Origin of the sequence: Barrientosiimonas endolithica (assembly GCF_030296655.1) — a bacterium.
Taxonomy (GTDB): domain Bacteria; phylum Actinomycetota; class Actinomycetes; order Actinomycetales; family Dermatophilaceae; genus Barrientosiimonas; species Barrientosiimonas humi.
The window spans coordinates 1,669,455-1,691,214 of the sequence record NZ_AP027735.1 but is presented as its reverse complement, the minus strand read 5'-3'; the positions used below and the strand labels follow the sequence as shown (position 1 = coordinate 1,691,214).

17 protein-coding genes and 4 pseudogenes are annotated in these 21,760 nt (G+C 72.8%); 11 read left to right on the top strand and 10 right to left on the bottom strand.

Annotated elements, in window-relative coordinates; translation table 11 throughout:
* Positions 1-26: 26 nt before the first annotated feature.
* Both QUE40_RS08610 and ypfJ read right to left on the bottom strand, forming a co-directional pair.
* The gene (locus QUE40_RS08610) at positions 27-548 is read right to left on the bottom strand and encodes a DUF402 domain-containing protein (protein WP_289232891.1); all 522 of its coding nucleotides are present in this window, start codon (positions 546-548) and stop codon (positions 27-29) included.
* A gap of 37 nt (positions 549-585) precedes the next feature.
* Positions 586-1,548: a KPN_02809 family neutral zinc metallopeptidase gene (gene ypfJ, locus QUE40_RS08605; RefSeq protein ID WP_142005296.1), complete on the bottom strand. Its 963-nt coding sequence runs from the start codon at positions 1,546-1,548 to the stop codon at positions 586-588.
* Between the two features lie 147 nt (positions 1,549-1,695).
* Here ypfJ and QUE40_RS08600 point away from each other — a divergent pair, with 147 nt between their 5' ends.
* The 3 genes and pseudogenes from QUE40_RS08600 to QUE40_RS08595 all read left to right on the top strand — a co-directional run bounded on the left by QUE40_RS08600 (position 1,696) and on the right by QUE40_RS08595 (position 4,103).
* Entirely contained in the window at positions 1,696-3,294 is a 1,599-nt protein-coding gene (locus QUE40_RS08600) for an ABC-F family ATP-binding cassette domain-containing protein (RefSeq protein ID WP_289232890.1), read from the top strand.
* A gap of 126 nt (positions 3,295-3,420) precedes the next feature.
* A pseudogene (locus QUE40_RS19125) lies at positions 3,421-3,474 on the top strand (hypothetical protein); the annotation flags it as partial.
* A 206-nt stretch (positions 3,475-3,680) separates the two neighbouring features.
* Positions 3,681-4,103 (top strand): enoyl-CoA hydratase/isomerase family protein, encoded by a 423-nt coding sequence (locus QUE40_RS08595; protein WP_289232889.1) that lies wholly within the window; start codon positions 3,681-3,683, stop codon positions 4,101-4,103.
* Here QUE40_RS08595 and QUE40_RS08590 read toward each other — a convergent pair.
* Positions 4,081-4,575 carry a MarR family winged helix-turn-helix transcriptional regulator gene (locus tag QUE40_RS08590; protein ID WP_289232888.1) on the bottom strand — a complete coding sequence of 165 codons (495 nt, stop codon included), beginning with the start codon at positions 4,573-4,575 and terminating at the stop codon, positions 4,081-4,083. The two genes, QUE40_RS08595 and QUE40_RS08590, sit on opposite strands and share 23 nt — an antisense overlap.
* Positions 4,576-4,629: 54 nt before the next feature.
* Here QUE40_RS08590 and QUE40_RS08585 point away from each other — a divergent pair, with 54 nt between their 5' ends.
* Positions 4,630-5,253: a hypothetical protein gene (locus tag QUE40_RS08585; protein WP_289232887.1), complete on the top strand. Its 624-nt coding sequence runs from the start codon at positions 4,630-4,632 to the stop codon at positions 5,251-5,253.
* 24 nt (positions 5,254-5,277) lie between these two features.
* Positions 5,278-7,149: an ABC transporter ATP-binding protein gene (locus tag QUE40_RS08580; protein ID WP_289232886.1), complete on the top strand. Its 1,872-nt coding sequence runs from the start codon at positions 5,278-5,280 to the stop codon at positions 7,147-7,149.
* Positions 7,150-7,165: 16 nt separating this feature from the next.
* Here the strand turns inward: QUE40_RS08580 and QUE40_RS08575 are convergent, their stop codons facing one another.
* Complete coding sequence (locus QUE40_RS08575) at positions 7,166-7,951, bottom strand: SURF1 family cytochrome oxidase biogenesis protein (RefSeq protein WP_289232885.1); 786 nt, start codon at positions 7,949-7,951, stop codon at positions 7,166-7,168.
* A 32-nt stretch (positions 7,952-7,983) separates the two neighbouring features.
* Here QUE40_RS08575 and moaA point away from each other — a divergent pair, with 32 nt between their 5' ends.
* Positions 7,984-9,015 carry a GTP 3',8-cyclase MoaA gene (gene moaA, locus QUE40_RS08570; protein ID WP_289232884.1) on the top strand — a complete coding sequence of 344 codons (1,032 nt, stop codon included), beginning with the start codon at positions 7,984-7,986 and terminating at the stop codon, positions 9,013-9,015.
* An 88-nt stretch (positions 9,016-9,103) separates the two neighbouring features.
* On the opposite strand, the gene QUE40_RS08565 is transcribed toward moaA, so the two are convergent.
* Both QUE40_RS08565 and QUE40_RS08560 read right to left on the bottom strand, forming a co-directional pair.
* The gene (locus QUE40_RS08565) at positions 9,104-9,319 is read right to left on the bottom strand and encodes a hypothetical protein (RefSeq protein WP_289232883.1); all 216 of its coding nucleotides are present in this window, start codon (positions 9,317-9,319) and stop codon (positions 9,104-9,106) included.
* Positions 9,316-9,645: a DUF3099 domain-containing protein gene (locus tag QUE40_RS08560; RefSeq protein WP_289232882.1), complete on the bottom strand. Its 330-nt coding sequence runs from the start codon at positions 9,643-9,645 to the stop codon at positions 9,316-9,318. Before QUE40_RS08560 ends, QUE40_RS08565 begins: the two co-directional genes overlap by 4 nt.
* Positions 9,646-9,744: 99 nt before the next feature.
* On the opposite strand from QUE40_RS08560, the pseudogene fabG reads away from it, so the two are divergent.
* From fabG to QUE40_RS08535, 5 genes and pseudogenes are all read left to right on the top strand, one after another.
* A pseudogene (fabG, locus tag QUE40_RS08555) lies at positions 9,745-10,460 on the top strand (3-oxoacyl-ACP reductase FabG).
* 17 nt (positions 10,461-10,477) lie between these two features.
* Positions 10,478-11,238: pseudogene (gene fabI / locus QUE40_RS08550) on the top strand (enoyl-ACP reductase FabI).
* A 274-nt stretch (positions 11,239-11,512) separates the two neighbouring features.
* The gene (locus QUE40_RS08545) at positions 11,513-12,103 is read left to right on the top strand and encodes a hypothetical protein (protein ID WP_289232881.1); all 591 of its coding nucleotides are present in this window, start codon (positions 11,513-11,515) and stop codon (positions 12,101-12,103) included.
* A 100-nt stretch (positions 12,104-12,203) separates the two neighbouring features.
* A complete protein-coding gene (locus QUE40_RS08540) occupies positions 12,204-13,736 on the top strand; it encodes a tetratricopeptide repeat protein (protein WP_289232880.1) in 1,533 nt (510 codons plus the stop codon).
* Between the two features lie 21 nt (positions 13,737-13,757).
* Positions 13,758-15,476 carry a glycoside hydrolase family 35 protein gene (locus tag QUE40_RS08535; protein WP_289232879.1) on the top strand — a complete coding sequence of 573 codons (1,719 nt, stop codon included), beginning with the start codon at positions 13,758-13,760 and terminating at the stop codon, positions 15,474-15,476.
* A gap of 3 nt (positions 15,477-15,479) precedes the next feature.
* On the opposite strand, the gene cphA is transcribed toward QUE40_RS08535, so the two are convergent.
* From cphA to glgC, 4 genes and pseudogenes are all read right to left on the bottom strand, one after another.
* A complete protein-coding gene (gene cphA / locus QUE40_RS08530; RefSeq protein WP_289233041.1) occupies positions 15,480-18,149 on the bottom strand; it encodes a cyanophycin synthetase in 2,670 nt (889 codons plus the stop codon).
* A 225-nt stretch (positions 18,150-18,374) separates the two neighbouring features.
* Positions 18,375-19,259 (bottom strand): cyanophycinase, encoded by an 885-nt coding sequence (locus QUE40_RS08525; protein ID WP_142005284.1) that lies wholly within the window; start codon positions 19,257-19,259, stop codon positions 18,375-18,377.
* Positions 19,260-19,267: 8 nt separating this feature from the next.
* Positions 19,268-20,503: a phosphoserine phosphatase SerB gene (serB, locus tag QUE40_RS08520; RefSeq protein WP_289232878.1), complete on the bottom strand. Its 1,236-nt coding sequence runs from the start codon at positions 20,501-20,503 to the stop codon at positions 19,268-19,270.
* Positions 20,500-21,749 (bottom strand): annotated as a pseudogene (glgC, locus tag QUE40_RS08515) (glucose-1-phosphate adenylyltransferase). Before glgC ends, serB begins: the two are co-directional and overlap by 4 nt.
* Positions 21,750-21,760: the final 11 nt, after the last annotated feature.

Below are 21,760 nucleotides of genomic sequence, written 5' to 3'. Positions count from 1 at the left end.
GAACGATATGAGGCAGAGGCGTGGGGTCAGCGCGGGGTGGGGTCGGTGGCGAGCAGCTCGTGCAGGCGGTCGTGCCAGGTGCCCGCGACGTTGAGATAGGGCTCCTCGCTGCACCGGATGCGCGCGAGCAGGTCCTGAGCGGTCTGCTCGACGGTGCGTACGACGTCGGCGGGGTAGGCGTACCGCACCTGGTGCTCGGCGAACTCGTCCTCGTCCACCAGCTGCGCGGCCGACCACGGGTCGTCCGGGCCGACGACGATGTCCAGGTCGAGGTCGACCGCGCGCAGCTCCCAGCCGGTGCCGGTCTCGACCAGCTCGGCCGGCGTCGTCAGGTCCAGGTAGAGCCGCAGCGCCGGCTTCCCGTTGAAGCCGGCGACGAACCAGGCGTCGTCCGGCACCCACCGCACATGGAAGTTGCGGGTCTCGAACTCGAAGCCCGGTCGGCGCACGCGACCGCCCGGACCCGCGCCGAGCCAGTGGCCGAACGCGTCGGCGCCGAGGTAGCGCAGCTCGGCCGTCCAGTGCTGGGTGCCGTCCCACTTGCGCATGCGCGAGAGCACCTGCGCGCCGTGGGCGGGCGGCACGTCAGCCGAGGTCCTGCGCGCGGAAGGTGTCGCAGGCGTTGACGTCGCCGGTGTTGTAGCCCTGGACGAACCACTTCTGACGCTGCACCGCCGAGCCGTGCGTCCAGTTCTCCGGCGTCACGCGGCCCTGCGCCTTCTCCTGGATGCGGTCGTCACCCACGGCGGAGGCCGCCGAGAGCGCCGACTGGATGTCCTGCTGCGTCACCGGTTCGATCAGCTGCTCGCCGCCCTGGTCGGTGGTGGTCGAGGCGTTGCGGGTCCAGATGCCGGCGTAGCAGTCGGCCTGCAGCTCGGTGCGCACCGCGGCCGAGGTGGGGCCCTGTGGGTCCTGCTGGGCGCGACCGAGCACCCCGAAGATGTTCTGGACGTGGTGGCCGTACTCGTGCGCGACGACGTACATCTGCGCGAGGTTGCCGCCGTCCGAGCCGTACTTGGTGCTCAGCTCGTTGAAGAACGACACGTCGATGTAGATCTTCTGGTCCAGCGGGCAGTAGAACGGGCCCATCGCCGAGGAGCCGGTGCCGCACGCGGTCTGCGTGGCGCCGGAGTAGAGCACGGTCTTGGCCGGGGTGTACTCCTGGCCGTACTGCGGCAGCGCCTGCGACCAGAAGTTCTGCACGCTGTTGACGGTGCCGATCACCCGGCAGGTGTCGTCACGGTTGGCGTCGGCGCCGGTCTTGCACTGGGAGATCCGCTGGCTCACCGTGTCGCCGCCCGCCCCGGCCGCCGACACCTCGTTGGAGCTCATGCTCATCCCGCCGGGCTGGCCGCTCGGGGTGGAGGGGTCACCGGTCAGGTTGCCGCCGAAGAACATCATGATCAGCAGCAGGATCAGCCCGCCGATGCCGCCGACGCCGACCCCGCCGGGCAGGGCGCCGCCGCCTCCGCCGCCGAAGCCTCCGCCGCCGCTGCCGCCGGACTCGACCTGGGAGGTGTCCAGCTGTGCGTTGTCGTTGAACGTCACGATGGGCCTTTCGTGGACCGGCGCCCGAAACTCGTTCGGGCGCGCCTGGTACTCGGCCGTACACTACCGGTGAAAGGCCAGGACGCCTGGACCGCGAACGCGGACCGGCGTCCTTGTTGCTGCCCGGACCCTGGAGGAGACCCCGCCGTGATCACCGCGACCGACGTCGAGCTGCGTGTGGGCGCGCGTCTCCTGCTGTCCGGAGCCTCCTTCCGGGTGGCTGCGGGGGACCGGGTCGGGCTGGTCGGGCGCAACGGCGCCGGCAAGACCACCCTGACCAAGGTGCTCGCGGGCGAGGGCCAGCCCAGCGCCGGCACGGTGACCAGCTCGGGCGAGGTCGGCTACCTGCCGCAGGACCCGCGCACCGGCGACCTCGAGGTCACCGCGCAGGCGCGCATCCTGTCCGCACGCGGCCTGGACGTCGTCACCGAGCAGCTGCGCGCCGCCGAGACCGCGATGGCCGACGAGGACGACGAGCGGCGCGAGCGCGCCATGAAGAAGTACGCCCGCCTCGACGCCGAGTTCACCTCGCGCGGGGGCTATGCGGCCGAGTCCGAGGCGGCCTCCATCGCCTCCAGCCTGGGCCTGCCCGAGCGGGTGCTCGGCCAGCCGCTGCGCACCCTGTCGGGCGGTCAGCGCCGCCGCGTGGAGCTCACCCGGATCCTGTTCTCCGGGGCCGAGACGCTGCTGCTGGACGAGCCGACCAACCACCTCGACGCCGACTCGATCGTCTGGCTGCGCGACTATCTCAAGGCCTACCAGGGCGGGCTCATCATCATCAGCCACGACGTCGAGCTGCTCGAGACCGTCGTGACCCGGGTGTTCCACCTCGACGCCAACCGCGGCGAGCTGGACCTGTACAACGTCGGCTGGAAGGCATACCTGCAGCAGCGCGAGACCGACGAGCGCCGCCGCAAGCGCGAGCGCGCGAACGCCGAGAAGAAGGCCGGGGCGCTGCTGGCCCAGGCCGACAAGATGCGCGCCAAGGCCACCAAGGCGACCGCCGCGCAGAACATGGCCCGGCGGGCCGAGCGGCTCCTCGCCGGCGCCGAGGGCGGTCGGCAGCAGGACCGGGTCGCGCGGCTGCGCTTCCCGCAGCCGGCGCCGTGCGGGCGCACGCCGCTCACCGCCGAGGGGCTGTCGCGGTCGTACGGCTCGCAGGAGGTGTTCACCGACGTCGACCTGGCGATCGACCGGGGTTCGCGCGTCGTCGTGCTCGGCCTCAACGGCGCGGGCAAGACCACGCTGCTGCGCATCCTCTCCGGCGTGGACGAGCCGGACACCGGGGCGGTGCAGGAGGGGCACGGGCTCAAGCTCGGCTACTACGCCCAGGAGCACGAGAACCTCGACACCTCCCGGTCGGTGCTGCAGAACATGAAGAGCGCCGCACCCGACCTCGGCGAGACCGAGGTGCGCAAGGTGCTCGGCTCGTTCCTGTTCACCGGCGACGACGTCGACAAGCCCGCCGGGGTGCTGTCCGGTGGCGAGAAGACCCGGCTGTCGCTCGCGCTGCTCGTGGTGTCGTCGGCCAACGTGCTGCTGCTGGACGAGCCCACCAACAATCTCGACCCCGCCTCGCGCGAGGAGATCCTCGGTGCGCTGCGGACGTACGAGGGCGCGGTCGTGCTCGTCACGCACGACGAGGGCGCGGTGGCCGCCCTCGAGCCGGAGCGGGTGCTGCTGCTGCCCGACGGGGTCGAGGACCTGTGGGGACCCGACTACGCCGAGCTCGTCGAGCTGGCCTGAGCCCTGCCCGCGGCGCACTAGCCTGGCCGGGTGAGCTCTACGACCCGGGTGCACGAGCGGATCGTCGTCGACCGCGACGGCCCGTTGCTGACCGTCACGCTCGACCGTCCCGAGCGGCACAACGCGATGGTGCCGAGCATGTGGACCGCGCTGGCGCGGCTCGGAGCCGACCTGCCCACCGACGTACGCGTGGTGGTGCTTCGCGGGTCCGGCGCCAGCTTCTCGTCGGGTCTGGACCGCGCCCTGCTGACCCCCGGCGGGGTGCCGGGGAGCGCGACCTGCACCTGCAGGCCACCGGAGGCGAGCAGCAGCTTGTCGACGAGATCGGTTCGTACCAGAAGGGATTCAGCGTCTGGCGGGAGTGTCCGGCGATCACCGTCGCGGCCGTGCACGGACATGCGATCGGCGCCGGGTTCCAGCTCGCGCTGGCCTGCGACCTGCGCATCGTGGCCGACGACGTGCAGCTCGCGATGCGCGAGACGTCGCTCGGTCTGGTGCCCGACCTCGCCGGCACGCACCCGCTGGTGCGGCTGGTGGGCTACTCCCGCGCGCTGGAGATCTGCCTGACCGGGCGGGCCGTCGGCGCCCGGGAGGCCGTCGACTGCGGGCTCGCCTCGCTGAGCGTCCCGCTCGCCGAGCTGGACGAGGCCACCCGCGACCTCGCCGACGCCGTGCTGGCCAACCCGCCCGCGGCGGTCCTGGAGCTGAAGCGGCTGCTGCGGGCGGCCGAGAGCTCCACGCCCGAGCAGCAGCAGTACGCCGAGCGCACGACGCAGGCCCGGCTGCTCAGCGCGCTGACCGCCCGCTGACCTGGTCACCGGCCGGGCCGGCAGCGCCCGTGCCCGCGATGAGCTCCAGCGCGGCGCGCAGCCGCGTCACCTCGTCGGCGCCGAGCTCGCCGGCGAGCCAGGTGTCGAAGTCGGCGACGACGCGCTGGCCCGCCTCGAGCGCGGCCCAGCCGCGCTCGGTGAGCCGCACCAGGCGTACGCGCTTGTCGCGGGGGTCGGCCGCCGCGCGCAGGTAGCCCCGGTCATCGAGGTAGCGGATCAGCTCGCCCACGGCCTGTTTGGTCATCCGGGTGCGGCTCGCCAGCGTGGTGACGTTGGTCCCGTCGGCGTCGACGGCCATGAACAGCGGCGCGTGGGCGGCGCGGACATCGGGGAAGCCGGCGGCGCGCAGCCCTTCGTCGAGCTGACTGGTGATCCGGCGGCCGGCGGTGGTGACCAGCGTGCCGAGCGGCACCGGGCCGTCCACGAAGGGGTTAGTAAGGGGCTTGACCATGAGGAGCGTCCTCTCGTAGGTTCTCGTCAGGAACCTTACTACTGGGGAGATGTCATGCCGCGGATGGACCGGGCGCGCCGCGCCGGAGGACTCGGGTGGGTCGTCGTGGGGTTGCTGGCGCAGGCGTACGCCGGGGTCGTGCGCGGGGTCTGGCCGGGTTGGGTCACGGGTGTGCTGCTCGGCGCCGCCGCCGTGCTCGCCCTCGCCCACACGCCGTACGTCCTCACGCGCGACGAGCGCCCAGCGCGCCTGCTGGGACGGCTGGTCGGGGTTCTCCTCGGGGCGAGCCTGCTCGGCGCGGTGGCTGATCGGCTCGGGCTGCTCGGGGATCCCGGGGCGCCGGGGGTGTCGTGGGGGAGCTGGCCGGCGTTCGTCGACTACACCGCGCGGATGCTGCCGGACGCGCTCGACGGGACGGCGCAGGCGGCCGCGGTCGCCGCGACCGCCGTCGAGGTGGTGCTCGGCGTGCTCGTCGCGTGCGGCTGGCAGCGCCGCTGGGTGGGCAAGGCCTGCGCCGGGCTGTTCGCGGCCTACCTGGTGCTCATGCTGACGGGCGTCGGCGCCGAGGAGACGTTGCGCTACGGCGTGCCCACGCTGATCGGCGGGGCGCTGCTGGTGTCGGCCACGCCGGATCGCCGGAATGACTTGACCTCACGTGCGCTTGAACCTTCAGGGTGAACGCATGAGGAAGAGGATGACCGCATGAGCATGGGTGGCACGGCGTGGTCGGCGCTGCACTCGATGTCGCGTGACGACGTGGGCGACGTGCGCCTGCGCCCGGGCACCGGGCGGCGCGTGCTGACCTACGCCGGGCCGTACCGCAAGCAGATCGTCGTGTTCCTGGTGCTGACGGTGCTCGACGCACTGCTCATCGTCGCCACGCCGCTCCTGCTCAAGGAGATCGTGGATCGCGGTGTGACACAACAGGACTCGGGCCTGGTCGTCCGACTGTCGCTGCTCGTGGCACTCATCGCGGTCTTCGACGCCGGCCTGTCGATCCTGCTGCGCTGGATGTCCGCCCGCATCGGCGAGGGGCTGATCTTCGACCTGCGCCGGCAGGTGTTCGCGCACGTGCTGCGCCAGCCCGTCGCGTTCTTCACCCGCACCCAGACCGGCTCGCTCGTGACCCGGCTCAACTCCGACGTGGTCGGCGCGCAGCAGGCGTTCACCTCGGTGCTGTCCAACGTCGTGAGCAACGTGCTCGGGCTGGCCATCGTGCTCGTGACGATGCTCCTGCTGTCGTGGCAGCTGACGCTCATGGCGCTCCTGCTCGTGCCGCTCGTGCTGATCCCGACCCGGCGGATGGGCCGCCGGCTCGCCGGCCTCAGCCGCACCCAGATGCAGCACAACGGCGACCTCGGCGCGCGCACGTCGGAGCGGTTCAACGTGGCCGGCGCGATGCTCGTCAAGCTCTACGGCCGCCCCGAGCAGGAGGACCGGGAGTACGCCGCCAGCGCCGCCCAGGTGCGCGACGCGGGCGTCGCCATCGCGGTCAACCGCGGCATCTTCATGAACGCGCTGCTGCTCATGGCCGCCCTCGCGACGGCGATCGTCTACGGCGCCGGGGGAGTGCTGGCCGTCCAGGGCAGCCTCACGATCGGCACCCTGCTGGCCATGGCTGCCCTCCTCGGCCGGATGTACGCCCCGCTCACCACCCTGTCCAACGTGCGCATCGACGTCATGACGGCGCTGGTGTCGTTCGAGCGGGTCTTCGAGATCCTCGACCTGCGACCGCTGGTCGCCGAGCCCGAGCGCCCGACCCGCCTGCCCGACGGCCCGCTCGAGGTGCGCCTGCGGCACGTCGACTTCGCCTACCCCGGCGCCGACCAGGTGTCGCTGCCGTCGCTGGAGACCGTCGGCGCGGGCGACCGCGACGCGGGGGCGCTCGTGCTGCACGACATCGACCTGCGGGTGCGCCCCGGCGAGATGGTCGCGCTCGTCGGCCCGAGCGGCGCCGGCAAGAGCACCCTGACCAGCCTCGTCGCGCGGCTGTACGACCCCACCTCGGGCGCGGTGACCGTCGGCGACGTCGACCTGCGCGAGGTGGCGGGCGAGGACCTGCGCAGCCGCCTCGGGGTGGTCTCGCAGGAGGCCCACCTGTTCCACGACACGATCCGCGCGAACCTGCTGTACGCCCGCCCGGACGCGACCGACGCCGAGCTGGAGAGCGCCCTGCGCGACGCCCAGGTCTGGCACCTCGTGGAGTCGCTGCCGAACGGCCTCGACACGGTCGTGGGGGACCGCGGCCACCGGCTGTCCGGCGGCGAGAAGCAGCGGCTGGCCATCGCGCGGCTGCTGCTCAAGGGCCCCTCCGTCGTCGTGCTCGACGAGGCCACGGCCCACCTCGACAGCGAGTCCGAGGCCGCCGTGCAGCGGGCGCTGGACACCGCGCTGGAGGGGCGCACGTCGCTGGTCATCGCCCACCGGCTGTCCACCGTCCGCGACGCCGACCAGATCCTGGTCGTCGACGGCGGCCGGATCGTCGAGCGCGGCGACCACCGCAGCCTGCTCGCCCGCGGCGGGCTCTACGCCGACCTCTACCGCACCCAGTTCCGCGAGCAGGCCAGCGCCTGACGGTGCGGCGCCTGCCTCAGGCGTCCTCTTCGTCCCAGATGCGCTGCTTCTTCGGCCTCGGGGCCCGCTCGGCGCGCCCCGGCAGCTCCCGGCGGGCGGCCAGCAGCACCAGCACCGGGAAGGCGATCATCGCGAGCCACCACTGCAAGGCGTAGCTGAGGTTGATGCCCGCAGCGGACCCCAGGTCGGGCCGGCCCAGCTGTGCCGGCCGCTCGGCCGGCGACGGCTGCTCGGAGCCCATCCGGACGTACGCGCTCCGGTCCATCGCGACGCCGGTCTGCTGCTCCACGAGCGGCGGGTTGATCGAGGACACCTGACCCGGCACGGCGTCGCGCTTCAGGTCCGGCTCGGCGGGCCGCATCCACCCCACGACGGTCACCTGGCCGGACGGCGCGGGCGGCACCTCCGGCGGGATCTCGGCGGTGGGGCCGTTGGGCACCCAGCCCCGGTCGACCAGCACGGTGCGGCCGTCGTCGGCGCGGAACGGCAGCACCACCTCGTAGCCGTACGTGCCCGACAGCGGCCGGTTGCGCACGAGGGTCTGCGCGCCGGTGTCGTAGCTGCCGACCAGGCGCACCTGCCGCCACTGGTCCTGCGGCGCGAGCTCGCTGGTCGGGGTCGGCAGGACCTCGCCGAGCGGGACGGGGGTGGCGTCGTAGTTGTTCTTGATGGTGGTCTGCGTCAGGTTGCGCGACTCCCAGCGGCTCCACTGCCACCGTCCGAGGAACAGACAGGCCACCGCGGCGACGAGCGCGACCAGCAACCACGCGATCCAGCGGCGGGTGGCGAGCACTCGGAGCACCCCGTGACGGTACCTCGACGTAGATTGGGGGAATGAGCCGGACCAGCCTCCCGATGCCGCGCCCGCGTGCGGACGCGCGCCTGGTCGACCGTTACGGGCGCGTCGGCCGTGACCTGCGCGTCTCGGTGACCGACCGCTGCAACCTGCGCTGCACGTACTGCATGCCCGCCGAGGGTCTGCCCTGGCTGGCCAAGCCCGAGATGCTCACCGACGACGAGCTGGTGCGCCTCATCGGCATCTTCGTCGACCTCGGCGTGCGCCAGGTGCGCTTCACCGGCGGTGAGCCGCTGCTGCGCCGGTCGCTGACCGATGTCGTACGCCGGGTGGCGGCGCTCGAGCCGCGCCCTCAGATGGCGCTCACCAGCAACGGCATCGGCCTGGACCGGCTGGCCGCGCCCCTCGCCGAGGCGGGGCTGGACCGGGTCAACGTCTCGCTCGACACCGTCGACCGCGACACGTTCAAGCAGCTGACCCTGCGCGACCGCCTCGCCGACGTCGAGGCAGGTCTGAAGGCGGCGGCCGACGCCGGCCTCACGCCGGTCAAGGTCAACTCCGTCGCGATGCGCGGCGTCAACGAGCACCGGGTCGCCGAGCTGCTGCAGTGGTGCCTCGACCGCGGCTACGAGCTGCGGTTCATCGAGCAGATGCCGCTCGACGCGCAGCACGCGTGGACCCGCGACGAGATGATCACCGCCGACGAGCTGCACGAGCGGCTCGCCGAGCGGTTCACCCTCACTCCGCTGCCCGACGCCTCCCGCGGGAGCGCGCCGGCAGAGCGGTTCCTCGTCGACGGCGGGCCCGCGACGGTCGGGATCATCGCCAGCGTGACGCGGCCGTTCTGCGGCGCATGCGACCGCGTCCGGCTGACCGCCGACGGGCAGGTGCGCAACTGCCTGTTCGCCCGCGGCGAGGGCGACCTGCGCGCGCTGCTGCGCGGCGGGGCCGACGACGAGACGATCGCCGCGGCGATCACCGGCGAGATGGCGCGCAAGCGCGCCGGGCACGGCATCGACGACGAGTCGTTCGTGCAGCCCGACCGGCCGATGTCGGCGATCGGCGGCTGAGGGGGATCTCGATACGGCCTCCGCTAGCGCTCCGGCCTACTCGATCAGCGTGTGGGTGCCGGCGTGTTCGATCAGCGTGGCGTGGTGCTCAGCCGTCGGTGGGCTCGAGCTGATCGACGGGCACGACGTCGCGCGCGAACCCGCGCAGCGACAGGAACTCCCACAGCGTCTCGCGGTGGGAGTCGCAGGCGAGCCAGACCTTGCGGCGCTCGGGCGTGTGCAGGGTCGGGTTGTTCCAGCGCACCGCCCACACCGCCTCGGCCCGGCAGCCCTTGGCGCTGCAGACCAGGTCGTCGCCGCTCACGAGGTGCGGGAGCTGCCGTGCGCGGCCGGGCCGTCGATGCGGTTCTGGCGCCGGTCGGGACGCACCGACCCCAGCACGTCGATGCGTCGCTGCTGCGCGGCGTTGGCGAAGATGACGGCGACGTAGGGCAGCACGACCGCGAGGGCCACGCACACCCAGCGCAGCACGCCGGTGAAGACGAACGCCCCGACGAAGCACGCCGTGCGGATCCCCATGGAGATCAGGTAGTTGCGGACCCGGTTGTCGTGGTCGTCGCGGGGGTTGGCAGGCAAGCTGGTGGCCGACGGCACCGAGCTGGTCTGGTCGTGGCGAGTGCGCCTGCTCATCCCTCAACGGTACGCCTGGTGGCACGAGGTACGACTACCGCGGGGTAGTCGGATAGCGTCGCCAGCGCAGCCCCCGAGCAAGCGTCAGGAGCCTCTTCGTTGAGCGACAGCCCACGTCCCGTCCTGGTCACCGGCGGCAACCGCGGCATCGGCCTCGCGGTCGCCCGCGCCCTCGCCGAGGGGGTGACCGCGTGGTGGTCGCGAGCCGCTCCGGCGAGGCGCCCGACGGACTCGAGGCGGTGCAGTGCGACGTCTCCGACACCGCCTCGGTCGACGCCGCGTTCACCGCCGCCGAGCAGCTGGTCGGCGGCCCGATCGAGGTGCTCGTCGCGAACGCCGGCATCACCTCCGACACCCTGCTGCTGCGCATGTCCGACGAGGACTTCGCCACCGTGCTCGACACCAACCTCACCGGCGCCTTCCGCTGCGCCCGCCGCGCCAGCAAGGGGATGATCCGGCTCAAGCGCGGCCGGATGATCTTCATCTCCAGCGTGGTCGGCCTGCTCGGCTCGGCCGGGCAGGTCAACTACGCCGCGAGCAAGGCCGGGCTGGTCGGCATGGCCCGCTCGATCACCCGCGAGCTCGGCGGTCGCAACATCACCGCCAACGTCGTCGCCCCCGGCTTCATCGACACCGAGATGACCCAGGCGCTCAGCGAGGACCAGCGGGCGGCGTACGTCAAGCAGATCCCCGCCGGGCGCCTCGCTGAGGCGAGCGAGGTCGCGGCCGCGGTGCGCTTCCTCGCCGGGCCCGACGCGGCGTACATCTCCGGAGCCGTGCTGCCCGTCGACGGCGGCCTCGGCATGGGCCACTGACCAGGGAAGGACGACCGATGGGTCTGTTGGAGAACAAGACGATCCTCGTGACCGGCGTGCTGATGGACTCCTCCATCGCCTTCCACGTCGCCCGGCTCGCGCAGGAGGAGGGCGCCACGGTGGTGCTCACCTCCTTCGGGCGCACGATGAAGATCACCTCGACCATCGCCAAGCGGCTGCCGACCACCCCCGAGGTGCTCGAGCTCGACGTCACCGAGCAGGAGCACCTGGACTCCTCGCCGACCGGGTGCGCGAGATCTCGCCGCAGCTGGACGGCGTGCTGCACTCGATCGGCTTCGCGCCGCCGGGCGCCTTCAACTTCCTCGAGGCCGACTGGGACGACGTCGCAACGGCGATGCAGGCCTCGGCCTACTCGCTCAAGGCCCTCGCGACCGCGGCGCTGCCGCTGATGACCGACCGGTCCTCGCTCGTCGGGCTCACCTTCGACGCGAAGTTCGCCTGGCCGCTGTACGACTGGATGGGTGTCGCGAAGGCCGCGTTCGAGTCGACCAACCGCTACCTCGCCCGCGACCTCGGCCCGCAGGGCGTGCGCTGCAACCTGGTCTCGGCCGGCCCGATCCGCACCACCGCCGCCAAGTCGATCCCCGGGTTCGAGGAGTTCGAGCGGGTCTGGGACAACCGCGCCCCGCTCGGCTGGGACGTCAAGGACCCCGAGCCCGCCGCCAAGGCGTGCGTGGCGCTGCTCAGCGACTGGTTCCCGGCCACGACCGGCGAGATCGTGCACGTCGACGGCGGCGTGCACGCCATGGGGCAGTGATCTCTGGTTCGGCTCCTCCTCCGGGAGGTCCTTGCTGCGCTGCGGGCCTCCCGGCATCGTCGCCGAACCGGTGCGATGGGTGAGGGTCCGTGTCCTGCTGCGGTTGGCGGGCCTCCCGGCATCGTCGCCGAACCGGTGCGATGGGTGAGGGTGCGTGTCCTGCTGCGGGTTGGCGGGCCTCCCGGCATCGTCGCCGAACCGGTGCGATGGGTGAGGGTGCGTGTCCTGCTCCACCCGGCAGGATCGCTGATGCTCCTGGCTACGCTCGTCCGTGATGGTTGACGACCCCAGCATCCCTGTGCCCGTCGTGGCGACCGAGGTCCGGGTCCTGGAGGGGCCGAACCTGTACTTCACGCGCCCGGCGATCAAGGTCAGCCTGCGGCTGCCGGGCTACCTTGCGGCCGACGAACCGGCGATGCAGGCGCTGGCCGGCGAGCTGCGGCTGCCGCGCTCGGCGCCCGGGCCGGCCGGCACCGCCAGCCGCCAGCGGTTCGTCGTGCGCCTCGTCGAGCGGGTCGTACGCCGGCTCGCGGCTGCGGCGGGCACCGTGCGCCTGGGCGTGCGTGTGCGGCCCGGCGGCGCCGCCGACGAGATCGTCGTCGCTCTGCCCTGGCGCTCCCGCGAGCGCGGGCAGGCGATGGGGAGGCGATCGCGCCGCTGCTGCAGCGCGTCCTGGAGACGACGGCGGGGGATCCCGCCGGGGAGCAGGCCGTGGCGACGGCCGTCGATGAGGCCGCCGCCGGCATCCGGGCCGTGCCGGAGGGTCCGCGGTTGCGGGCGACCGCGCCCAAGGTGCCCGTGGTGGCCATCACCGGGACCAACGGCAAGACGACGACGACCCGGCTCGTGGCCCACCTGGGCATGACCGCCGGGCTGCGCGCCGGCTGGAGCTCGACGGACGGCGTGCTCGTGCAGGGGAGCTCGTCGAGAAGGGCGACTACTCCGGGCCGGCCGGCGCCCAGGCCGTGCTGTCGGCGCCCGGGGTGCAGCTGGCGGTGCTCGAGACCGCGCGCGGCGGGATGCTCTTCAAGGGGCTCGGGGTGCCGGTCAACGACGTCAGCGTGGTGACCAACGTCAGCGCCGACCACCTCGGCATGCAGGGCATCGACACCATCGACCAGCTGGCCGAGGTCAAGGCCATCATCACCCGGGTCACCAAGCCCCAGGGCTGGGTCGTGCTCAACGGCGACGACCCGCGCGTGTGGGCGATGCGCACCGGGGCGAGCGGTCGCATCTGGTGCTTCTCGCTCGACCCCGACTCGCCGTCGCTGCGCGAGGCGCTGCAGTCGGGCGGCCGCGGCATCACCGTGCTCGACGGCGACCTCGTCGTGCTCTCGCCCGGCCACCCGCCGGAGCGGCTCGTCTCGGTCCTCGACGTCCCGATGACCCTCGGCGGGCTGTCGGCGCACAACCTCGCCAACGCCCTCGCGGGCGCCGCGGCCGGCCTCGGCGCCGGTCTCTCGCCCGACGCGGTCGCCGAGGGGCTCGCGACGTTCGCCCCCGACTCGCAGCACAACGCGGGCCGGATGAACATCTACTCCACGCCGCTCGCCGGCGGCGGGGAGGTCACCGTCATCCTCGACATGGCGCACAACGAGGGCGGGCTCGAGGCGCTGCTGCGTGTCGGGCGAGGGCTGGTCGAACCGGGGTCGCAGCTGCTCCTCGGCCTCGGCACCGGCGGCGACCGCACCGACGAGATCCTGCGCACGCTCGGCGTCATGGCCGGGCTCGAGGCCGACCGGGTGCACGTCCAGCACAAGGAGAAGTACCTGCGCGACCGCACGATGGACGAGCTCGAGGCGCTGCTCGTCGAGGGCCTGGGTCAGGTCGGCGTGACGCCGGTGTCGAGCTCGCCCACGGAGCTCGAGGGCCTCGAGGCGCTGCTCGCCGACGCGCGCGACGGCGACGTGCTGGCGATGATGACCCACTCCCACCGGGCCCAGCTGCACGACTGGCTGCTCGCGCAAGGTTCGCACGAGGACGACCCAGCAGCGGTGCGCCGCAAGGTGATTCGCGCGCGAGGCGAGCACGAGGCCGAGGAGCGCATCGCCGCGCTCTGGGCGATCGACGACGCCGACGAGCGGATCGTGCAGGCGCAGCAGCTGCGCGAGGCGTTCCCCGACGACGCGCGCGTGCTCTACGAGCTGGCGGGGACGTACGACAGCGCAGACCGCGAGGACGAGGCGCTGGCGGCGTACGACGACGCCCTGCGGGTCGGCCTGCGCGAGCCGTACTACCACCGCGCGCTCATCCAGAAGGCGTCGACGCTGCGTCACCTGGGGCGGCTGGAGGAGTCGCTGGCGATCCTCGACGCGCTGCGCGCGGACCGGCCCGACAGCGAGGCGGTGGCGGCGTTCCGGGCGCTGACGCTGCACGACCTGGGTGACGACGGCGCGGCGCTCGGCGACGTCCTGCGGCTGCTGGTGCAGCGCTCGACGGATGCCGACATGGACGAATACCGTTCTGCGCTGGTGAGATTCGGCGACGAGATCGACTGAGCGAGCGAGGGTGGGCGACCGATGACGTTCCCGGACCGAGTGATCAGCGGCGCCGTGCACTACTTCCGCGTGCACCCCGACCTGTGGGCCGACCGGCTGGCGCGCGTGGCGGCGATGGGGCTGAACACCGTCGAGACCTACGTCGCGTGGAACTTCCACTCGCCGGCCCCGGGGACGTACGACTTCACCGGCTGGCGCGACCTCCCGCGCTTCGTGGAGCTGGCGGGGGAGCAGGGGCTGCAGGTGCTGCTGCGCCCGGGCCCGTACGTCTGCGCCGAGTGGGACCTCGGCGGCCTCCCCGCGTGGCTGCTGCGCGACCCCGACCTGCGGCTGCGCTGCTGCGACCCGGCCTTCCTCGCCGCGGTCGACGACTACCTCGACCGGTTGCTGCCCCTGGTGGTGCCGCTGCAGGCGACCCGCGGCGGGCCGATCGTGGCGGTGCAGGTGGAGAACGAGTACGGCTCCTTCGGCGACGACGCGGACTACCTGCGGCACGTGCGCGACGGCCTCGTCGGCCGCGGCATCGACGTCCCGCTGTTCACCTCCGACGGCCCCGGCCCCGACCACCTCGCCTCCGGGACGCTGCCCGGCACGCTCGCGACGGTGAACTTCGGCTCCCGGGTCGCGGAGGCGTTCGGCGAGCTGGAGCGCTTCCGGCCCGGTGAGCCGAAGATGTGCATGGAGCTGTGGCACGGCTGGTTCGACCACTGGGGCGAGCGGCACCACACCCGTGACCCCGACGAGGCCGCCGCGGTGCTGGAGGAGATCCTCGCCGCGGGCGGCTCGGTGAACCTCTACATGGCCCACGGCGGCACGAGTTTCGGGCTGTGGAGCGGCGCCAACCTGGAGGCCGGGCACCAGCCGACCGTGACGAGCTACGACTACGACGCGCCGGTCGGCGAGGCCGGTGAGATCACCGAGAAGTTCCACGCCTTCCGCACGGTCATCGGCCGGTACGCCCACCTCCCCGAGCGCGAGCCGCCCGCCCTGCCTCCTCGGCTGGCTCCGCAGACGCTGCCGGTCGAGCGCTGGGCACCCTTCGGCGCCGCCTCGGCGGCATGGGGCGACGCCGTGCACGGAACGGCGCCGCGCTGGATGGAGGAGGTCGGCAGCGGCCGGGGGCTCGTGCTCTACCGCGGCAGCGTGCTGGTCCCGCCGGGCGGTGGCCTGCTGGTGCTGGAGGACCTGGCCGACCGAGCCCACGTCTTCGCCGACGACCGGCTCGTCGGGGTGGTGGACCCCGCGGAGGCTGCGGCGGGCATCGAGCTCGCACCGCGCCCCGACGGCGCACCGGCCCGGCTCGAGCTGCTGGTGGAGAACCGGGGCCGGGTCAACTTCGGACCGGGTCTCGGCCGCGACCGCAAGGGCGTCAGCGCCGTTCGGCTCGGCAACCGGTTCGTCCACGGGTGGCAGACCGTGCCCATCGAGCTGGACGCCGACGGGTTCACCGATGCCGTCGCGTTCGGTGGCGAGCCGGCGGGAGAGCCCGTGCCGACGTACGCCGGGGTGACGGTGCACGTCGACGCCCCGGCCGACGGATTCCTCGCCCTGCCCGGCTGGGGGCGCGGCTTCGTGTGGCTCGGCGGGTTCCTGCTCGGCCGCTACGACGAGGCCGGGCCGCAGCGCACGCTGTACGCCCCCGCCCCGCTCTGGCGGGCTGGCGCCAACGAGGTGATGGTGCTCGAGATGGCCCACGTCGGCGAGCGGGTGGAGCTGCGCGACGTCAGCGACCTCGGCTGAGGCTCACCCGTCGCGCGGCTCGACGGCGGCCCGCACCTCGGGGTCGTCCATCGACGTCGCCTGCACGTCGTGCAGCACCAGGTCGCTCGCGTCCAGGTCGGGGTCGCCGGCCTGCTCCTCGTCGGCGCGGCTGCCGGCGGCGGCCTGGTGGGTGTAGCCCTCCAGCTGGGAGAGCACCCGTGCGTGCTTGTCGACGCACAGCACCACCAGGTCGCCGGCGTTGGCCCGCACGATGGCGTGCCGGGTGGCCGTGGGCTCGTCGAGCACGATCTCGGTCGTGCGGCAGCGGGCGCCCTCGGCCATCGCCTTCTGCGCCCCTTCGTCGAGCAGGGCGGCGGCCTCGCCGGGCGGGCGGCGACGCAGGTTGTCGTCCTCGCGCAGCACGAGCACGTCGAAGAACTTCGCGGCGACGTAGCCGAGCTCGCGGATGTCCTCGTCGCGCCGGTCGCCGGCAGCGCCGACCATGCCGATGCGCGAGATGCGGTGCGTGGTCGAGCCCTGCTTGTGCTTGACGTAGCCCTCGACGAACTCGCCGAGCCGCTCCATGCCGGGCGGGTTGTGGCAGTAGTCGACGAACACCTCGATGTTGTTGACGTCGAGGCGGTTGAGCCGGCCGGGGGACTGGTAGTAGCTGGTGTTGAACGTGCGCAGCCCCTGGCGGATGTCGTGCAGCGGGGCGTCGAGCGCGAACGCCGCGCCCGCGGCGGCCAGGGCGTTGGCGACGTTCATCCGGGCTGCGCCGCCGAACGTCGAGGGCAGCAGGTGGGTCCACGCCAGCGGCATCGCCCGGCGCCCCTGGCGCAGCACGATCATCTCGCCGCGGTCGGTCGGGTCGAGCACGACCGCCCGGGCGCCGCGGCGCAGCCGCTCCTCGATGAACTCCCGCGTCTCGCTGCCCGGCGGCTCGAGGCTGAACCACACGACGGTGCCGCTGCAGCGTCGCCGCATCTCGCGTACGAGCGGGTCGTCGGCGTTGAGCACGGCATAGCCATCACGCGGAACCGCTTCGACGACAACGGATTTCACGCGAGCCAGCTGTTCGACGGTGTCGATGCCGCGCATGCCGAGGTGGTCGGGCTGCACGTTGGTGACGACGGCGACGTCGTTGCGGTCGTAGCCGAGGCCCTCGCGCAGGATGCCGCCGCGGGCGACCTCCATGACCGCGAGGTCGACCCGCGGATTCTGCAGCACCATCTTGGCCGAGCGCGGCCCGGAGGCGTCGGCCTTGATGACCAGCCGCTCGTCGATGACGATGCCGTCGGTCGAGGTCATCCCGACCTTGCGGCCGAGGCCCTTCATGATGTGCGCTAGCATGCGCGACGTCGTGGTCTTGCCGTTGGTGCCGGTCACCGCGACGATCGGCACCCGCGAGGGCGAGCCGGGCGGGAAGAGCAGGTCGACGACCGGCTTGGCGATGAACTGCGGCTCGCCGACCGTCGGGTGGGTGTGCATCCGGAACCCCGGGGCGGCGTTGACCTCGCAGATCGCTCCGCCGGTCTCGCGCACCGGCACGGTGATGTCGGGGCAGATGAAGTCGATGCCGGCGACGTCGAGGCCGATGAGCTGGGCGGCCTCCTCGGCGATCTCGACGTTGTCGGGGTGGGCGTCGAAGGTGCGGTCGACGCTGATGCCGCCGGTCGACATGTTGCCGGTCATCACGAGCTTGACCATGGTGTCGCGCGGGGGGACGTCGTCGAGCTCGAAGCCCTGCTCGCGCACCAGCTCGATCGCCGCGTCGTCGACGGTGATCCGGGTGAGCACCTTCTCGTGGCCGACGCCGCGCCGCGGGTCGGCGTTGGTGAGGTCGACCAGCTCGCGCACGCTGTGCTCGCCGTCGCCGATGACGTGGGCGGGCACGCGCTCGGCGATGGCCGCCATCCGGCCGCCGATGATCAGGCAGCGGTAGTCCTTGCCGGTGATGAAGCTCTCGACCTGCACGATGCCGCGCCGCGACTGCGCCTCGGCGATGCCGAACGCCTCGCGCACCTGCTCGTCGGAGCGCAGGTCGAGGCAGACGCCGCGACCGTGGTTGCCGTCGAGCGGCTTGAGCACGACGGGGAAGCCGACCCGGCGCGCGGCGGAGACCGCACCGTCGGCCGACCGCACGGTCTCGGCCTTCGGCACCGGGAGCCCGGCCGACCCCAGGATCCGGGCCGTGAGGTTCTTGTCGCCGGCGATGTCGACGGCCAGCGCCGAGGTGCGCGAGGTCATCGTGGCGCGGATGCGCTGGGCGTGCACGCCCTGACCGAGCTGCACCAGCGAGTGCTCGTTGAGCCGGGTGAACGGGATGTCGCGGCTCACCGCCTCCTCGATGATCGCGGCGGTCGAGGGGCCGAAGGAGCTGCGCTGCGCGCGCAGCTGGAACTCCTCGAGCGCGGCGTCGACGTCGAAGCCCTCCTCGGGTTGGACGAGGTGGTTCACCAGGCGTACGGCCAGCTCGCAGGCGGCGAGCGCGACCCGCTCGTCGGTGTAGGCGTAGATGACGTTGTAGACGCCGGGCCGGCCGCGCACGCCGCGCGTCTTGCCCCGGCGCAGGTCGTGGCCGACCTCCTGCTGCAGCTGCAGCGCGACGTGCTCGGCGACGTGGCCGAGCCAGGTGCCCTCGACGAGCCGCTCGACGAACCCGCCACGGTGGCCGCGCGAGCAGGTGTGCCCCTCGAGGCCGGGGAGGATCTGCAGCAGCCGCTCGGTGAAGCCGGGCAGTGCGTCGGTGGGGTATCCTCGAGCACGCCGAGGTCGACGACCAGGTGCACGGCCGGCTCGTAGGACCAGACGTTGGGGCCGCGGTAGACCCGCTGCTCGACGATGCGCAGCTCGGGAGCCGCCGGGCCGGTGGGGGTCGGCCGGTCGGAGGTCACGGGCACTCCCTTCGTGACGTGGGTGGTCGGGCGTGGGTGGTCAGTGGTGCAGCGCGGCGGCCGCGGTGGCGGTGTCGTGCCGGTCGCGCGAGGAGGTGACGGCGGTGTCGGCGTACTTCTCGACGAAGTCGACCAGCGTCGCGCTCTCCAGGTCGAACGTCGCGCCGTAGGGCAGCGTGTGCACGACCGCCCCGCTCACCAGCAGCGGCGCGTCGCGGCGCGCGAGGTGGGCGTCGGTGGTGGCCGTGCGGGCGTCGACGACGAACACCGCGCCGGAGCCGACGACGGTCATCGTGCGCTCGTCGTGGATCTCGGCGGCGGTGTCCTCGTCGATGCCCATGCCGAGCAGGTTGGGCGAGCCGGCGACCAGCGACAGCAACCGGCCGTAGCGGGCGCGCTGGTCGAAGTGCTGGTCGACGATGACGCCGGGCAGCAGCCCGAGTCCGGCGGTGAGCTGGCTGGAGCGCTGCCGCGGGGTGACGCCCTCGTCGCCCATCGAGATCATGAACTGGCTCATGATCGAGGCGCCGGCCGAGGTGCCGGCGATGACCGCGCCCCGCTGGTAGGCCCGCAGCAGCGCGGCGCCGAGCGGGGTGCCGACGATGAGCTGGGACAGCTTCAGCTGGTTGCCGCCGGAGATGAAGATGCCGGTGGCGCCATCGACCTGCTCGGCGATCTGCGGGTCGGAGCTGGCCTGCCGGGTCGGCGGGTCGACCGCGGTGACCTCGGGCGCGCCCAGCCGCGTGAAGATCGTGCTGTAGACGTCGACGACCTCGTCGGGCACCGAGGAGGCGGTGGGGATCACCACCAGGCGGGAGCTGCGGCCCCCGGCGAGCCGGACGAAGCGCCGCAGGACGGTGACCCGGCCGACCTTGTCCTCCGCCCCACCGATGATCAGCAGGCTGCGTCGTGGCGATTCGGGCATGGGGGAGTCTAGGTGCGGGGTCGGTCGGCGACCGCGAGGCGCTGCTCCTGCTCGGCGGCCTCGGCCTCGTCGATGTCGTCGCGGGACAGGCCCAGCATGTAGAGCACGGTGTCGAGGTAGGGCACGTTGACGGTGGTGTCGGCCTGCTGCTGCACGACGGGTTTGGCGTTGAACGCCACCCCGAGCCCGGCGACCGACAGCATGTCGAGGTCGTTGGCGCCGTCCCCGACGGCGACGGTGCGGCTCAGTGGCAGCCGCTCCTGCGCGGCGAACCGCTGCAGCGCCGCGGCCTTCTCGGCCCGGTCGACCACGGGCCCGTCGACGCGGCCGGTGAGCCGGCCGTCGACGACCTCGAGCCGGTTGGCGTGCGCGTGGTCGATGCCGAGGTGCTCGGCCAGCGGCTGGACGATCTCGATGAACCCGCCGGACACGACGGCGACGGTGAACCCGAGCCGCTTGAGGGTGCGCACCAGCGTCTCGGCACCCGGCGTCAGGCGTACGTCCTCGCGCACCTGCGCGAACACGCTCGCCGGCAGCCCGGCGAGCGCCTCGACCCGGCGGTGCAGGCTGTCGGCGAAGTCGATCTCGCCGCGCATGGCCGCCTCGGTGACGGCCGCGACCTCCGCCTCGCGGCCGGCGCGCCGGGCCAGCAGCTCGATGACCTCGTCCTGGATCAGGGTGCTGTCGACGTCCATGACGACGAGGCGCCGCCCGCGCCGGGCCAGGCCGCCGGGGGAGACCGCGACGTCGACGCGTTCGCGCGCGGCCACGAGCGCGAGCGCCGGCCGCAGCCGTTCCAGCGCCGCCCCGGACACGTCGAGCTCCAGGGTGGTGACCGGGTCGCGGGCGAGCCGCCGGATGCGGTCGATGTTGGCTCCCTCGTCGGCGAGCGTCGAGGAGATCGCGAGCACGGCCGAGGAGGTCAGCGGCGAGCCGATGACCACGACCGAGGCGCGCCCGCCGCGACGCTCGGCGTTGTCGCCCTGCCCGAGCACGGCCGTGGCCGAGAGGCCGAGCCGGGCGCCGGTGGCCACGACCCGGTCGCGCAGGTCGGTGCAGCCGTCGGGCGAGGTCAGCAGCACCGCGATGGTGAGCTGCCCGCGCACGACGACCTGCTCGACGTCGAGCACGCTGGCGCCGCCGCACTGCTCGACCGTCGCGAAGATCTCGCTGGTGACGCCGGGGCGGTCGGGGCCGGAGAGGGTGACGAGAAGGGTCTGGGGAGCGGGTGCGGGCGTGCTCACCGCTCGATGACCGTGCCCTTGCCGATGACGGTGATGCCCGACTCGGTCACGGTGAAGCCGCGCCGGCGGTCCAGCTCGGGGTCGACCCCGATCGACACGCCCTCGGGGATCACCACGTCCTTGTCGACGATGGCCCGGTTGACCTGCGCGCTGCGACCGACCTCGACGTTGTCGAGCAGCACCGACCCGGTGACCGCCGAGAAGCTGTGCGTGCGCACGTTGGGCGACAGCACCGAGTCGCTCACGGTCGAGCCGGAGACGATGCACCCGGGGAGACGATGGAGTTGACCGCGACGCCGTCGCGCTGGCTGGCGCCGACGACGAACTTGGCCGGCGGGAAGTGGCCGGCCTCGGTCATGATCGGCCAGGCGTAGTTGTAGAGGTTGAAGACCGGGTGGATCGACACCAGGTCCATGTGCGCGTCGTAGTAGGAGTCGAGCGTCCCGACGTCGCGCCAGTAGCCGCGGTCGCGGTCGGTCGCGCCGGGGATCGTGCTGGTGCTGAAGTCGAAGACCGCGGCCCGGCCCTGCTCGACGAACCACGGCACGATGTCGCCGCCCATGTCGTGCTTGGAGTCTTCGTCGTCGGCGTCGCGAGTGACGGCGTCGACCAGGTCGGCGGCGGTGAAGACGTAGTTGCCCATCGAGGCGAGCACCTCGCCGGGGCTGTCGGGCAACGGCTGGGGGTCGCTCGGCTTCTCGCGGAACTGCGCGATGCGCGACGGGTCGTCGCCGGAGACCTCGATGACGCCGAACTGGTCGGCGAGGCCGATGGGCTGCCGGATGGCCGCCACCGTCACGCTCGCGCCGCTCTCGACGTGCTGGGCGACCATGTCGCTGAAGTCCATCCGGTAGACGTGGTCGGCGCCGACGACCACGACGTAGTCGGGCTTCTCGTCGTGAATCAGGTTGAGGCTCTGGAAGATCGCGTCGGCCGAGCCGGCGAACCAGTGCTTGCCCACGCGCTGCTGGGCCGGCACCGGCGCGACGTAGTTGCCGAGCATCGTCGACATCCGCCAGGTCTTGGTGACGTGCCGGTCGAGGCTGTGCGACTTGTACTGCGTGAGCACGACCATCTGCAGGTAACCGCTGTTGGCGAGGTTGGACAGCGCGAAGTCGATGAGGCGGTAGATGCCACCGAACGGGACGGCCGGCTTGGCGCGGTCGGTGGTGAGCGGCATCAGGCGCTTGCCCTCGCCGCCCGCCAGCACGACCGCCAGAACCTTGGGACCTCCGCGCGCAGCCATAGCTGCACCCT